Here is a 13,886-nt window from a genome sequence, read left to right as displayed (position 1 = left end):
CACACATTGGGGGTTTGACCAGGCATGACGGAGAGAGAACGAGGTTTTGGCCTGGGAGCGAGCATCGCCCTGACCATGGGAGCGGCGATGTTGTGGGGAGTGGCACACCTGGCGGTCGAGCGCCGCCGATCCGGTCTCGCGCTCATGGTGGCGTACGTGCTGATGCTGGCCGGCGTGCTCACCGTCTTCACCGCGTACAGCGCCAACCTCCTGTCTCTGGCCGTCCAGCCCCGCTGGCTGACCGTGCTCACCGTAGCGCTGGTGACGATCGCCCTGGCCTGGACCGGCGTGATCGTCTGGTCGTTCGTCCTCGTACGCCCCCCGCGCTCGGACCGGATCGGCCGCTTCCTGACCACGACGCTGACCGTCGCCCTCTGTGCTCTCATCCTGGCTCCCACCGCCTACGCCGCCAGGATCGCCTACCTGTCGCGGGACGTCGTGAACACGTTGTTCCCGTCCAGCGCCGACAGCACGCCCATCATGGCCCATGATCCGTGGAACGGCGCGGCGCGCGTGCAGTTCCTGCTCCTCGGCGGCGACTCGGCGCCCGGCAGGCCCGGCGTGCGCACCGACAGCATGACCGTGGCCAGCGTGGACACCACGACCGGCGCGACCACGCTGTTCGGCCTGCCGCGCAACCTCCAGCGCGTGCCGCTCCCCCATGGCCCGGCCGGCAGCCGCTTCCCGTTCGGCTTCACCGGCGCGGGCCCCGACACGCCCGGCCTGCTCAACGAGATCTTCCAGTACGCCGAGAACCACCCGGACATGGTGCCGGGCGTGCCGAAGGGCGAGCGCGGCCCCACCCTGCTCAAGCAGACGATCAGCGGCATCATCGGCCTTCCCGTGCAGTATCACGTCCTGGTCGACATGAAGGGCTTCGCGGAACTCGTCGACGCCATGGGCGGCGTGCGGGTCACCATCAAGGACCCCATCGTGTACGGCCGCAACCGCGAGGGCCTGCTTCCGCCCGGCACGCGCAGGCTCTCCGGCGAGGAGGCCCTGTGGTACGGCCGCTCGCGCACCGACAGCGACGACTATGTCCGCATGGGACGGCAGAAGTGCCTGATCAACGCGGTCGTCAAGCAGGCCGAGCCGATGACCGTGATCAACAGTTTCGAGCGGCTGGCCGCGGCCGCCAAGCGGACCATCTCCACCGACCTGCCCCAGGACCTCCTGCCGGCCGTCGTGGACCTGTCGCAGAAGGTGAAGAACGCGAGAATCCGCAGCCTCAGCTTCGTGCCGCCGCTGATCGACACGGCGAACCCCGACTGGCGCCTCATCCGTGACACGGTCTCCGACGCCCTGAGGGAGCGCCCGTCTACCAAGACCGTGCCGACGCGCGAGAAGCCGCCCGCGACGCCGAAGCCGGACAGCCCGATCAACCTCGACGCCACCTGCGGTTAGACCGTCTCGTCCAGGTGGTCGGCGTAGTAGGCGATGGCGCGTGCGTACCCGCCGGCCCGGTCTGACTCGGCGACCACCTGGAGCAGCGTCGTGACCGCCTCGGCGGAGCGCCCGGCGTTGTGCAGCGCCATCGCCATGAACGTGCGCAACGCCCCGTCGCCGGGGAATTCCTTCAGCCCTCGCTCGAACGTCTCCAGCGCCTCGGCGGGCCTGCCGAGCACCCGCAGGGTGCTGCCGTACCCCGTGAAGGCCCCCAGCCGGTCGGCGTCGCTCAGCCCTTCGCCCGCCAGCGCGCGTTCGTAGTAGGGGACCGCCTCGGCCTCGAGCCCGAGCGCGTCGTGCGCCCATGCCGCCTGGTAGGCCACCTCGGCGTCGTCAGGGTGCCGCCGGGCCAGCTCGACGAGGAGCTGCCGGGCCTGCTCGCCCTGGCCTTCCTCACGCAGGCGTACGGCGTGTGCCAAATCGTCGTTCCGCATGGAGCGAGTGTGGCATGATGAGGCTCGACAGGAACGGTAACGATTTTCATCCCCACAAGGAGGCGCCGTGAGAGTGGCGTTCGTCGGAAAGGGCGGCAGCGGCAAGACGACGATGTCTGCGCTGTTCGCGAGGCATGTGGCGAGCCAGGGCGGCCCCGTGGTCGCCATCGACGCCGACATCAACCAGCACCTCGCCCTCGTGCTCGGCCTCGACCGGCAGCCCGAGCCGCTCGGCGCCCACCTCACCGAGATCAAGGAGCGCCTGCGCGGCGCCAATCCGCGCATCCCCTCGGCGGAGTCCATGGTCAAGACCACCCCGCCCGGCCGCGGCTCCACGCTGCTGAGCTTCGACGACCTCGCCGCCGACCCGCTCGGGCTCACCACGACCGACGGCCTGCGCCTGCTCGCGACCGGCCCGTTCAGCGAGGACGATCTCGGCGTGGCCTGCTACCACTCGAAGGTCGGCGCGGTCGAGCTGCTGCTCAACCACCTGGTCGACGGCGCCGGCTCCTACGTCGTGGTCGACATGACCGCCGGCGCCGACTCCTTCGCCTCCGGCCTGTTCACCCGGTTCGACCTGACGTTCCTCGTGGCCGAGCCGACCAGGCAGGGCGTGAGCGTCTACCGGCAGTACCGCGACTACGCCGCCCAGTACGACGTGGCACTCGCCGTGGTCGGCAACAAGGTGCACGGCGAGTCCGACGTCGACTTCCTGCGCGAGCATGTGGGTGACGATCTGCTCACCTGGATGGAGCACTCCGCAGCCGTCCGGGCCATGGAGCAGGGCCGCCACTTCACGCTCGACGACCTCGAGCCGGCCAACGCCGACGCGCTCGCCCTGCTCCGCAAGACCCTCGATGAGCAGGAGAAAGACTGGGAGCGCTTCGGCCGGCAGACCGTGGAGTTCCACCTGCGCAACGCCCGCGCGTGGGGCAACGAGCGCACCGGCACCGACCTGGCCGAGCAGATAGATCCGGACTTCGTCTACGGGCCCTGATCACGCGACTGTCCCCCTCCAGGCATCTGGAGGCTCCCCCCATCCCCGCCTAGCGTCACATTTGATTCCTTTCGAGAGGAGACAGCATGTCGCTGACCGTTCCGAACGATCTGCTCGACCAGGCCAGGGCCGGTGACGTGGACGACGCGGCGTTCGTCGCGTGCGTCCGCGACTCGCTGCCGTACGCGTGGTCGCTGATCAGCGACCTGGCGAGCCGGCGCGAGCAGACCGGGGCCGAGTTCGCGGACAACACGGTGCCACCGCCGTCCGAGGAGGCCCGCGGCCAGCTCCTGCGCTGCCTGGCGAGCGACGCGATTCGCGATGCGCTGGAGCGCCACTTCGGGGTCCGCCTGGCCTTCCAGAACTGCCACCGGGTCGCCGTCTTCGACCCGGCGGCCACGAAGGCCCTGCACGAGTTCGTCACTCCGCGCGCCCAGATCCTCAACCAGAAGCCGGAGCTGGTGGACTGCTGATCCCTCCCGGTGACCCGGCACCCCGCCGGGTCACCGGGGCAGCAGCGGCAGCACCTCGTCGCCGAAACGCCGGATGTTCTCCAGCGTCCGGCGATGCTCCCCCAGCCCTTCGACCATCAGGATGAAGTGCTCGATTCCGGTCTTCTCCGCGGTGCGCAGCAGGGTCTCCGCGCAGTGCCCGGCCGACCCGACCGGATGGATGCGCGTCAGCAGATCCGCATATGCCGGGATGTCTCGTGAAGGGCGGGGCCGGTCGTCCACCGGCACATAACCCGCCAGCCCCGGCCCCAGCCACCGCGGCAACGACTCCTTGAGTTCCCGCACCGCCTGGGCCGTCGAGTCCGCCACGTACGCGACCCCCGCCGCCACGTGGCCGGCCGCCGTCCCCCCGCGCGCCGCGTAGTCCGCGACCAGCGCCGCCTTCTCCGCGTCCCCGACGTGCATGCCGAGCAACATGGGCAGGCCGCGCGCCGCCGCCAGCCCCACCGTCGGCTCCGAGGTGCACGCGACGACCGGCCGCATCACCGCCTCCGGCACGACCCCGACCTCCCTGAACCGGAAGAACTCCCCGCCGGCCGCCACCCGGCCCCCGGAAAGGGCGTCGAGCAGCACGTCGAGCGCCTCCCCGAAGCCCCGCTCGAACCGTTCGGCCCCCGTGCCGAACACCTCCAGGTCCACCCACGGCCCGCCCCTGCCCACACCCAGCGTGAACCGCCCGCGGGAAAGGTGGTGCAACATCGCCGCCTGCTCGGCCAGCGCCACCGGATGGTGGGTGGACAACACGCTCACGGCCGTGCCCAGCCCGATGCGCGTGGTCCTGCCGACGGCGACCGCCGCCAGGGTGGTCGCCGACGGGCACACGCCATAGGACATGAAATGGTGCTCGGCGATCCACGCGTCGTCGAACCCCGCCTCCTCCGCCGCCACGATCAGCTCGACGGCGTCGGACAACACGCGCCCGGCCTCCTGGCCGGGAAACTGCGCCGCGATCAGAAAAATGCCGATTCGCACCTGATCCATCATGGCGGTCATCCGGAAAGAGCCGCCACCCTGAGCCTCCGGTCAACCGAAGAGCGTCGCCTGCCCCTCGCCCGCCAGCGGATCCCGGTGCTGCTTCAGATGCCGCCACTGCGGCAGATCGTCCAGGTAGGACCACGAAAGACGATGGTGCGGGGTGGGCCCCAGCCGGGCGAGGGCCTCCTGGTGCAGCGGCGACGGGTAGCCGGCGTTCTCGGCGAAGCCGTACTCGTCGCAGCCGATCGTCCCCATGTAGGCGTCGCGCCGCACCTTGGCCAGCACGGACGCCGCCGCGACCGAGATGCTCGCGGCGTCCCCCTTGATCTCCAGCCGCACCGGCCAGGGCGGGCCGATGTAGTCGTGCTTGCCGTCGAGGATCACCGCGTCGGGGCGTACGGGCAGCGCCTCCAGCGCCCGGCGGGCGGCCCTGCGCAGGGCCTGCGTCATGCCGAGCGTGTCGATCTCCTCGTGGGTGGCCTCGCCGTAGCCGACGCCGGCCGCCCACGCGGCCAGCTCGGCGGCCAGCGGCGGACGTCTGGCGGCGGAGACCTGCTTGGAGTCCGTCAGGCCCGCCGGCGGCTCGGACAGGTCGGTGACCACGGCGCAGACGGTGACCGGTCCCGCCCACGCGCCCCTGCCCACCTCGTCGACCCCCGCGACCGTGCGGACGCTGTGCTGGGAGAGCAGGAGGTGCTCGATGTCGTACGTCGGCGCCATGGACGCAGACGCTATCGCCTCCACGACCGGCCGGAGGGCGGGTCGTGCCCGAACGACGTGCCGGTGCGCGGTCGTGGCCGGGGCCCGGTGCCTCACTCGCCGAACGACCGGCCCACCACGTCCTTGGTCGAGCGGACCGGCCCGTCGGGCCAGTCGGCGAGCATGTCGTCCTCGGGGCGCCGCCGCTCCGCCGGGCGTACCGGCTCGAGATCGGCCGCGATGTAGCGGGCGGCCACGTGGATGGCCCGCAGCGTCACCGACACCGACGGCCGGTTGACGCTGGAGCTTCTGGCGACGGCGTGCACGTCGCGGCCCACCGGGTTGCCGGGGAACTGCCGCACCGCCAGCCCGCGCACCCCGGCGGCCAGCGCGAGCGCGGGCACGGCGGCGATGCCGATGCCCTTGGCGACGAGCGACAGGATGGTCCCCAGCCCTTCGAACTCCCACGGCGTCGGCCGGGTGCCGCCCACGTCCACCAGGAGGCGGTCCACGGCCAGCCGCGACGGCTCGCCGTCGGGCGTGGCCATCCACGCCTCGTCCCGCAGCTCGCGCAGGTCCAGCGGCACCTCGGGGTCGGCCAGGCGGTGCTTGCGCGGCACGACGAGCACCAGGGGGTCGCGCAGCAGGGGGAAGACTCGCAGGCTGTCGCTGTCACGCACCCGGCCGTACCAGTCGTCCACGAGCGCGATGTCCACCTCGCCCGACTGCACCTCGCGCAGCCCGCGCCCCGACCGGCTCTGCCCCAGCCGCAGCGTGAGCTCCGTGTGGCGGCGCAGCGAGCGCGCGAGCGCGGGCGCGAACGCCACCGCCGCCGTCGGGAACGCGGTGACGACCACCCGTCCCGCCGGTTTGCCCGCGTGCGCGGACAGGTCGGACTCGGCCTCCTCGACCATGGACAGGATGCGCTCCGCGTGCATGACGAGCCGGCGGCCCGCGTCGGTGAGCTCGGCGCTGCGCGCGGTCCTGTCGATCAGCGCCGTGCCGGTCTCGCGTTCGAGCGCGACGAGTTGTTGCGAGACGGCCGAAGGACTGTACCCCAGCGACTCGGCAGTCGCCGAGATGCTTCCTCGGCGTGCAAACTCGCAGATCAGCACCAAACGCCGCAATTCCAGCATCAGACTTCCTTATGCCTACCCATGAAAAGCCTCGCTTGTCCTTATGCCTCATGGCAACCACCCTGGGAACGTGACAAACATGACGGTAACTCTGTCCGCCACTCTGGCGGCGAACGAGGACATCGAACGAAGACGGCGCGCCGGGGAGCGCGTGCTGCACCTGGCCTTCGGTGAGGCAGGTCTGCCCGTCCACCCGGCGCTGCGCGAGAGGCTGGCCGCCGCATCGGAGCACAACGGCTACGGACCGGTCGCGGGGGCGTCCGGACTGCGGGTCGCGGCGGCGGGCTACTGGACACGACGGGGGCTCATCACCGACCCCGAACTGGTCGTCTGCGGACCTGGCAGCAAGTCACTGCTGTACGGCCTGCTCCTGGCGATCGGCGGAGACATCGTCTTGCCCATGCCCAGCTGGGTCAGCTACGCCGCGCAGGCCGATCTCGTGGGCTCACGCCCCATCCTGGTGCCCGCACCTCCAGGAGAGGGCGGAGTGCCCGACCCCGACCTGGTGGCCGCCCAGGTCCGGCTGGCCAGGGCGCAGGGCAGGACGGTGAGCTCGGTGCTGGTCACGCTGCCCGACAACCCGACGGGACGGCTGGCCACGCCGGCGACCGTGGGCCGCCTGGTGGAGGTCGCGCGCGAGCTCGACCTGGTGATCATTTCCGACGAGATCTACCGCGACCTGCTGCACGACCCCGCCCTCCCGTACACCTCCCCGGCCGACCTCGCGCCCGAGCGCACGATCGTCACCACGGGCCTCAGCAAGAGCCTGGCCCTGGGCGGCTGGCGGATCGGCGTCGCGCGGCTCCCCGACGACGGTCACGCGCTGCGGGCCCGCCTGCTCGCGGTGGCCAGCGAGATCTGGTCGGCGCCCGCGGCACCCGTACAGGAGGCCGCGGCGTACGCCTTCAGCGATCCACGCGAACTGACCGAGCGCATCACCCGCAGCCGCCGGCTGCACGGCCTGGTCGCGCGGGCCGTGCGTGACAGGTTCCTGGAGGTCGGCGCCGACGTGCCCGCCCCGCAGGGCGGGTTCTACCTCTACCCCGACCTCAGTCACCTGAGACTCGGCGGCTCCGCCGAGATCACCAAACTTCTGCTGGAGAACCACGGCATCGGCGTCCTGCCGGGGCACGCCTTCGGCGACGACCCCGCCGCGGCCCGGATGAGGGTGGCGGTGAGCCTGCTCTACGGCGAGTCCGCGCAGGAGCGGCTGACCGCTCTGACCAGCCCCGACCCGCTCCAGCTCCCATGGATCGCGACCAACCTCAACCACCTGTCGATGGGCCTCAAAGAGCTCTCGCTCGTACGGCACGGCGCGACCGCCGCGCAGGCGCCCGCGCTCGTCCCCGCCCCCTGCAGCGGTTAGGCGATCCCTTTCCCGACAACCCCGTACGTCCCGTAAGCCGGTTGCCCCACCCTCCACAAAGGGTCGTCAACCTGCGGAGACACCCCGTCCGCAGCCACCGGCGAAAGAGACTCCCCGCGCATGAACACCCGCTCATCATGTGCCCATGCCCGCTCCGGGCTCCTGGCGGATCGCCATGGGGCCGGCAGCGGCCGAGGCGACCCGATCATCCGTCCGTCACGGCCCCGCCCAAACTTTCTGGGCGGGGCCGGTATTTTTGCCTGCCTGCCGGCGCTCTGTATGACACGCCCCCGCGGTGTGCTCGGTGCCGATCTGAGTGTCATACCCAGCCGGCCACCAGCATCCAGGGGCGAGCTCAACGCCTGATTAACGGCGGATCAACGGCTCGGTGAACGATCAGCCGGCATCTAGGTGACGAGCAACGATGGATCTATCATTTGGTAGCAAATCGTTCCATTGGCTTGGAGACAGACGGCATGGCTGGTCAGAGCGTTCCAGGCGAGCTGCGGTTCGCCGTGCTCGGTCCTGTCCGCGCATGGCGTGATGGCCGGGAACTCGACCTCGGCACCCCGCTCCAGCGTTCCATTCTGGGCATGCTGCTGCTGCGGGAAGGGCACGCGGTCACCCCCAACGAGATGATCGACGCGGTCTGGGGTGAGGACGCGCCGCCGCGGGCCCTGGGCGCTCTGCGCACCTACGTCTCCAGGCTCCGTACGGTGCTCGAACCCGACCGCCCCGCCCGCTCCCGCCCGGAGCTGCTGACGTCGATCGGCAGGGGGTACGCGCTGCGGCTGGCCGGCGACGCGCTCGACCTGACCCGCTTCGAACGCGGCATCCGCGAGGCCGAGTCCGCGCGCAAGGCGGGCAGGCTGTCCGAGGCCGCCAGGGCGCTACGGGCGGCGCTGTCGTTGTTCGAGGGCGAGCCGCTGGCCGGGGCCGTCGGGCCGTACGCCGAGCACCAGCGCGACCGGCTGATCGAGCGCCGCATCAGCGTGGTCGAGACGCTCATGGACGTCGACCTGGAGCTGGGCAACCACGCGAAGGTCGTCTCCGAGCTGATCGCGCTGACCGCCGACCACCCGCTGCGCGAGCGGCTGCGGGCCCAGCTCATGCTCGCCTACTACCGCTGCGGCCGGCAGGGGGACGCGCTCAGCGTGTTCACCGAGACGCGCGAGGCGCTCGTCGACGAGCTGGGCATCGAGCCCGGCCCCGAGCTGACCGCGCTGCACCAGCGCATCCTGGCCGCCGACCCCACGCTGGCCGCCGCGCCCTTCCCCGACGACGAGACCTCCGCCGGCGAGCCGCAGGAGGAAGAGGAGCCGCAGGCGCTCGACCTGCCGCGCCCCGCGCAACTGCCCGCCGCCGTCAGCGACTTCACCGGCCGCAAGGAGATCGCGGTACGCCTGCGCACGATGGTCTCGGCCGGCTCGCCCGCGCAGTCGTCGCCCGAGGGCGTGCCGGTGGTGGCGATCTCCGGCATCGGCGGCGTCGGCAAGACCGCGCTGGCCGTGCACGTCGCCCACCAGGTCGACGAGGTCTTCCCCGACGGCCAGCTCTACGCCGACCTGCGCGGCTACTCCGGCGAGGCCACCGCGCCCGAGTCGGCGCTCGGAGCTTTCCTGCGTGCGCTCGGCATCCCGCCGGACGTCATCCCCGAGGGCCTCGCGGAACGTTCCGCCCTCTACCGGTCGATCCTCGCCGAGCGCCGCATCCTCGTGCTGCTCGACAACGCCCGCGACGCCGAGCAGGTCAGCCCGCTGCTGCCCGGCTCCGCCGGGTGCGCGGCCGTCGTCACCAGCCGGGGCAAGCTGGCCGACCTGCCGTCGGCGCGGCTGATCGACCTCGACGTGATGGAGCCGGACGAGGCCCTGTCGTTGTTCACCGCCGTGGCCGGGGCCGAGCGCGTCTCGGCCGAGCGCGGCGCGGCCATGGACGTGGTGGCCGCCTGCGGGTTCCTGCCGCTGGCGGTGCGGATCGTGGCCGCCAGGCTGGCCGCGCGCCCGTCGTGGACGGTCGCCTCGCTGGTGCCCAGGCTGGCCGACGAGCAGCGCCGCCTCGACGAGCTGCGGGTGGGCAACCTGGCGGTCGAGGCCACGTTCGCGCTCGGCTACGGGCAGCTGGACGCCCCGCAGGCCCGCGCGTTCCGGCTGCTCGCGCTGCCCAACGGCCCCGACATCTCCGCGGGTGCCGCGGCGGCCGTGTTGTCGATGAGCGCGTTCGAGGCCGAGGAGGTGCTGGAGTCGCTCGTGGACGCCAGCCTGCTGGAGGCGCCCGCGCCGGGCCGCTACCGCTTCCACGACCTGCTCAAGCTCTTCGCCAGGCGGGAGCTGGAGAAGACGGAGCGGCCCCAGGCCAGGACCATGACGCTGCGCCGGCTGCTGGGTTTCTACCTGGCCTCCGCCCAGTCCGCGCACCGGCTGGCGTACGAGGGCAGCATGATCTCGGCCAACCTGGTCGTGGTGGGGAGCGGGCGCACGTTCACGACTGTGGACGAGGCCGTGGCGTGGCTGATCGCCGAAGGCGACTCGTTGTTCGCCGCCATCAACCAGGCCGCCGCGTCCGCGCGTGCCGCCGAGCACCTCCTGCCCGCCGCCGACCTGCTGGTGGCGATGGAGCCGCTGCTGGAGTCGGGCACGCACACGCGCGAGTTCGACCAGAGCACGCGGGCGGTGCTGGCGGCCGCGCTGGCCCTGGGCGACACCGCGGGCGAGCTGCGCGCCCGCTACGTGCTCGGCCGGGTGTTGTTCGCGGGCAACCGGCTGAGGGAGGCCGAGGAGCACTTCAGGCGCGTGGACGAGCTGTCGCGCGAGCGCGGCGAGATGGTCGTCACCGGCGAGGTGCTGAACGCCCTGGCCGTCGTGGTCGGCAGGCAGCGCCGCCACACCGAGGCGCTGTCCCTGTTCGACTCCGCGATGCGCTTCTACCGCGAGAACGGCGTGCCGGCCGGCGAGGCTCTGGTGCTCAGCTACTCGGCCCGCGACCACCTGGGCCTGGGCCGCCCTGACGACGCGATCGCCGCCGCGGAGAAGGGCCTGGCCATCTTCACCGAGATCGGCAGCGGCGCCGGCACCGCACGCGCCCGCTACCACCTCGGCATCGTGCTCTCCCGGGTCGGCCGGCTCACCGAGGCCGTGCACCACCACGCCGAGTGCCTGGCCTTCTTCCGGGCCAGCAGGCAACGGGTCTGGGAGCAGCGCGTGTGCTCCAGGCTGGCCGAGACCTTCATCGCCGCCGAGCGTTACCCCGAGGCCGTACGCCACGCCGAGCAGGCCCTCGTGGTCTCCCGCGAGATCGGCCACCCCTACGGCGAGGCGCTCTCGCTCACCGTCCTCGGCAAGGCGCTGCGCGGTCTCGATCACGTGCCCGGCAGCGTGGGGAGGAGTCTCGACTGCCTACGGCAGGCCTTCGAGATCTTCTCCCGGCTCGGCGCTCCCGAGGCCGGGGATCTCAAGGTCCTGCTCGACGGCGTCCCCGTCGATGTGCCCGTCGATGAGCCCGTCGATGAGCCCGCCGACGAGCCCGCCGGCATCTCCACTGGCGCCCCCACTGGCGAGCCCGTCGCCGGGACCGACGGCGAGACCGTCGTCGAGTCCTGAGTACAGCTCGTCGTCCAGACGTGTCATCCACACATGGTTGATCAAGGCTGTCCTTCGGGAGTCACGATGTGCTCGTGATCGGCTGAAGTTCGGCCCGGCCGGTCATCCTTCGCCGCCACGCGTCGCTAGGGGGCCCGGTCATCGGGATGCTCCGCGAGGCGGCAGCCGCCTCACATGGACGACCGGCCGGACCTGACACGGCCCTCGAACCCCCCAAGGCCGTGTCCTGGCCCTGAGCCTCCACCCGCGGTGTCAACGTCCGATCAATGCCGGATCAAAGCAGGAAGTATCCCTCGGCGATGAGGGGCCTGACCGCGTCGGCGTTGGGGATCTCGCCGTCGCCGACCAGCTCGGCGATCACGTTGAGCAGCGGCCCGAGCGCCAGCTCGCCGTCGCAGACGCCGGCCAGCGCGGCCTCCACCGTGCCGACCTCCCTGGAGCGGCGCAGCCCCTGCGTCTGCCGCAGCACGATGCGGATCGGGTCTTCCGCGCCCGGCAGGCCGATCCGCTCGTCGAGCAGGCCTTCGACGGTACGCGGCCGCGCGGCGTCGAGGTCGCCGGCCCGGTGGGCGGCCGCGATGGCGTCGAGCACCGAGTCGACGTAGTCGCCGACCGGAAGGCTGACCTGGTGGGTGAGATGCTCCACGCGCACGACCGGGTCGAGCGTGCCCGAGTTGCGCATCGTGATCCAGCCGAATCCGATGGCCTCGACCTTGCGCTCCTCGAACCAGGACAACCAGTGGTCGTAGTGCTCCGTGTAGCTCCTGGTGCCCTGCTCGGCGGCGTCCCTGAGCCAGAGCTCGACGTACTCGGCGGGGTCCTGCACGTCGCGCTGCGCCACCCAGGCGTCGCAGCCGGTCTCGCGCAGCCAGCCGCCGACGCGGTCGTGCCAGTCCTCGCCCTCGACGTGCAGCCAGTTGGCCAGGAAGTGGGCCTGGCCGCCGGGGCTGAGATGGCGGGGCGTCCCCCGGAGGAGGTCGCGGCAGAAGCCGTCGCCTTCGGCGCCCGACTCGCGGTAGGCCAGCCTCCCCTCCGGGGCGATCACGAACGGCGGGTTGCTCACGACGAGGTCGAACAACTCGTCCCCGACCGGCTCGAACATCGACCCGGTGCGCGCGTCCACCCCCGAGACGCCGGACAACTCCCAGCTGAGCCTGGCCAGCTCAAGGGCCCGCGGGTTGAGGTCGGTGGCCATGACGTGCTCGGCCCGCCCGTCCAGGTGCAGCACCTGCACCCCGCACCCGGTGCCGAGGTCGAGCGCGCGCCCGACCGGGCGGCGGGTGACGAGCTGGGCCAGGTTGGCAGAGGCGCCACCGGCCCCCACGACGTGGTCGGGCCGCAGCGCGGGATCGCCCGGCCGGACCTTGCGGTCGGAGACGAGGTAGCCGCCGGTCTCCCAGGGTTGCAGGTGGACGGTCGCGCGGACCTCGTCGCCGTCGGTCTCGACCAGCCCGGACCGCGTGACGGCCGGCGGGAGCGCGCTCGCCGGCACGGGAACGCCGAGCCACCACAACCTGATCAGCGTCGCCAGCGGGTCACCGTCGGCGGTGGCGCGCAGCGCCGGGACCAGTTCCTCCCGGGACAGCGCGGAGGCGGCCATCGCGCCGAGGCGCTCGCGTACGCCGTCGATCGTGTAACCGGTCTCCAGGAGGTGATCACGCAGTCGTTCCACAAGTCCATCCTTTCATCGCGGACTCCAACGCATGATCCGATACCGAGAGTGTTCATACTGTTACCGGTTCGCCCCGGCATTCTGCCTGCGCCGGGCATCCGGGACGCGATCTGTCTAGAGAGGCCAGCGCGTCATCCGGAGGAGCGGACTCATGCTGATCCCCTGTTTGGCCTGCGATTCCCGGTTTGTTCCCGACGATTACTTCCGCGCCTGCTCCAGCTACCACCGCGGCATGGACCTGGTCTCGTGGACCTGCCCGCGGTGCGGCAACCGCGACGACCTGCGCGTGCTGCCGGGCGAGCTCGGGTTCGGCTATCCGCACCAGGGCAGGTATGCCGTGCTCGCCCGCGTACGCGTGCCGGGCCTGCGCAGGCAGCGCGGCGACCTGCGGCTCGACATCTCGCTCGGCAGGGGCAACTGGCGGGTGCCCGCTATTCGGGTCGCTGGCGCAGGCTCTGCCAGGCCGCCTCGCCCAGGCCCTTGATCTCCTCGTCGGTCGGCGTGTGGGCGCCCGCGAACCACAGGCGGCACATCTCCTGTGCGGGCCCCAGCCACAACACGTAGCACATGGTCGGATGGACGGGCTGCAGCAGCCCGTTCTTCATGTGCGGGCGCCACCAGTCGGAGACCTTGCGGAAGAACGCGCGGCGCTCCTCGGCCACCTCGGCGCCGCCAGGCTCGTTCTTGCGGGGCGGTCGCTCGCTGACCAGCAGCCTGGCCCGCTCGGGGTGCTCGCCCGCCCAGCGCATGTGGAAGGCCACCACGGCCTCGATGCCGTCGCGGGCGTCCTCGTGGCTGACCAGCTCGGCGAGAAAGGCGCTCTGGTAGGCCGTGAGGATCTCGGCGTACAGCACGCCGAAGACGTGTTCTTTGCTGGCGAAGTGGTGGTAGAAGCTGCCGACGCTCACGCCGCTTTCCTCGCGGAGGCTGGCCAGCGTGGTGGCGGAGACCCCGTCCTGGCTGAACCGGCGAAGGGCACCCTCGATGATGCGGGTCCGGCCGTCGCGTCCGTTCTTGACACTCTTCACGCTGTCAATGGTGTGCCACCAGAAC

General features: G+C 71.6%; 12 protein-coding genes. 6 read left to right on the top strand and 6 right to left on the bottom strand.

Features of this window, described 5'->3' with window-relative positions; translation table 11 throughout:
• The first annotated feature begins 24 nt into the window (after positions 1-24).
• Positions 25-1,404: an LCP family protein gene (locus tag ABGA98_RS36625; RefSeq protein WP_347623024.1), complete on the top strand. Its 1,380-nt coding sequence runs from the start codon at positions 25-27 to the stop codon at positions 1,402-1,404.
• Here the strand turns inward: ABGA98_RS36625 and ABGA98_RS36620 are convergent.
• Complete coding sequence (locus tag ABGA98_RS36620) at positions 1,401-1,880, bottom strand: tetratricopeptide repeat protein (RefSeq protein ID WP_347623023.1); 480 nt, start codon at positions 1,878-1,880, stop codon at positions 1,401-1,403. The two genes, ABGA98_RS36625 and ABGA98_RS36620, sit on opposite strands and share 4 nt — an antisense overlap.
• Before the next feature lie 67 nt (positions 1,881-1,947).
• Here ABGA98_RS36620 and ABGA98_RS36615 point away from each other — a divergent pair, with 67 nt between their 5' ends.
• Both ABGA98_RS36615 and ABGA98_RS36610 read left to right on the top strand, forming a co-directional pair.
• The gene (locus ABGA98_RS36615; protein WP_347623022.1) at positions 1,948-2,877 is read left to right on the top strand and encodes an ATP-binding protein; all 930 of its coding nucleotides are present in this window, start codon (positions 1,948-1,950) and stop codon (positions 2,875-2,877) included.
• A gap of 86 nt (positions 2,878-2,963) precedes the next feature.
• Positions 2,964-3,350 carry an SCO5389 family protein gene (locus tag ABGA98_RS36610; RefSeq protein WP_347623021.1) on the top strand — a complete coding sequence of 129 codons (387 nt, stop codon included), beginning with the start codon at positions 2,964-2,966 and terminating at the stop codon, positions 3,348-3,350.
• Positions 3,351-3,380: 30 nt separating this feature from the next.
• On the opposite strand, the gene ABGA98_RS36605 is transcribed toward ABGA98_RS36610, so the two are convergent.
• The 3 genes from ABGA98_RS36605 to ABGA98_RS36595 all read right to left on the bottom strand — a co-directional run bounded on the left by ABGA98_RS36605 (position 3,381) and on the right by ABGA98_RS36595 (position 6,199).
• Positions 3,381-4,370 carry an LLM class flavin-dependent oxidoreductase gene (locus ABGA98_RS36605; RefSeq protein WP_347623020.1) on the bottom strand — a complete coding sequence of 330 codons (990 nt, stop codon included), beginning with the start codon at positions 4,368-4,370 and terminating at the stop codon, positions 3,381-3,383.
• 42 nt (positions 4,371-4,412) lie between these two features.
• Positions 4,413-5,084, bottom strand: a complete 672-nt coding sequence (locus ABGA98_RS36600; RefSeq protein WP_347623019.1) for a ribonuclease HII — start codon at positions 5,082-5,084, stop codon at positions 4,413-4,415.
• Between the two features lie 92 nt (positions 5,085-5,176).
• Complete coding sequence (locus ABGA98_RS36595) at positions 5,177-6,199, bottom strand: LysR family transcriptional regulator (protein ID WP_347623018.1); 1,023 nt, start codon at positions 6,197-6,199, stop codon at positions 5,177-5,179.
• A gap of 79 nt (positions 6,200-6,278) precedes the next feature.
• Between ABGA98_RS36595 and ABGA98_RS36590 the strand changes: the two genes are divergently transcribed.
• A complete protein-coding gene (locus ABGA98_RS36590; RefSeq protein ID WP_347623017.1) occupies positions 6,279-7,565 on the top strand; it encodes a pyridoxal phosphate-dependent aminotransferase in 1,287 nt (428 codons plus the stop codon).
• A gap of 476 nt (positions 7,566-8,041) precedes the next feature.
• The gene (locus ABGA98_RS36585; RefSeq protein ID WP_347623016.1) at positions 8,042-11,161 is read left to right on the top strand and encodes a BTAD domain-containing putative transcriptional regulator; all 3,120 of its coding nucleotides are present in this window, start codon (positions 8,042-8,044) and stop codon (positions 11,159-11,161) included.
• Positions 11,162-11,435: 274 nt separating this feature from the next.
• On the opposite strand, the gene ABGA98_RS36580 is transcribed toward ABGA98_RS36585, so the two are convergent.
• Complete coding sequence (locus ABGA98_RS36580) at positions 11,436-12,833, bottom strand: methyltransferase (RefSeq protein WP_347623015.1); 1,398 nt, start codon at positions 12,831-12,833, stop codon at positions 11,436-11,438.
• Between the two features lie 151 nt (positions 12,834-12,984).
• On the opposite strand from ABGA98_RS36580, the gene ABGA98_RS36575 reads away from it, so the two are divergent.
• Positions 12,985-13,317, top strand: a complete 333-nt coding sequence (locus tag ABGA98_RS36575) for a hypothetical protein (protein WP_347623014.1) — start codon at positions 12,985-12,987, stop codon at positions 13,315-13,317.
• On the opposite strand, the gene ABGA98_RS36570 is transcribed toward ABGA98_RS36575, so the two are convergent.
• A complete protein-coding gene (locus ABGA98_RS36570; protein ID WP_347623013.1) occupies positions 13,265-13,861 on the bottom strand; it encodes a TetR/AcrR family transcriptional regulator in 597 nt (198 codons plus the stop codon). The genes ABGA98_RS36575 and ABGA98_RS36570 overlap by 53 nt on opposite strands.
• Positions 13,862-13,886 lie beyond the last annotated feature (25 nt).

The sequence above is a fragment of the Nonomuraea sp. B1E8 genome (assembly GCF_039871515.1).
In the GTDB taxonomy this organism is placed as follows: Bacteria; Actinomycetota; Actinomycetes; order Streptosporangiales; family Streptosporangiaceae; genus Nonomuraea.
Note: the sequence above shows the minus strand (reverse complement) of the source record. Positions and strands in the feature narration are given on the sequence as shown.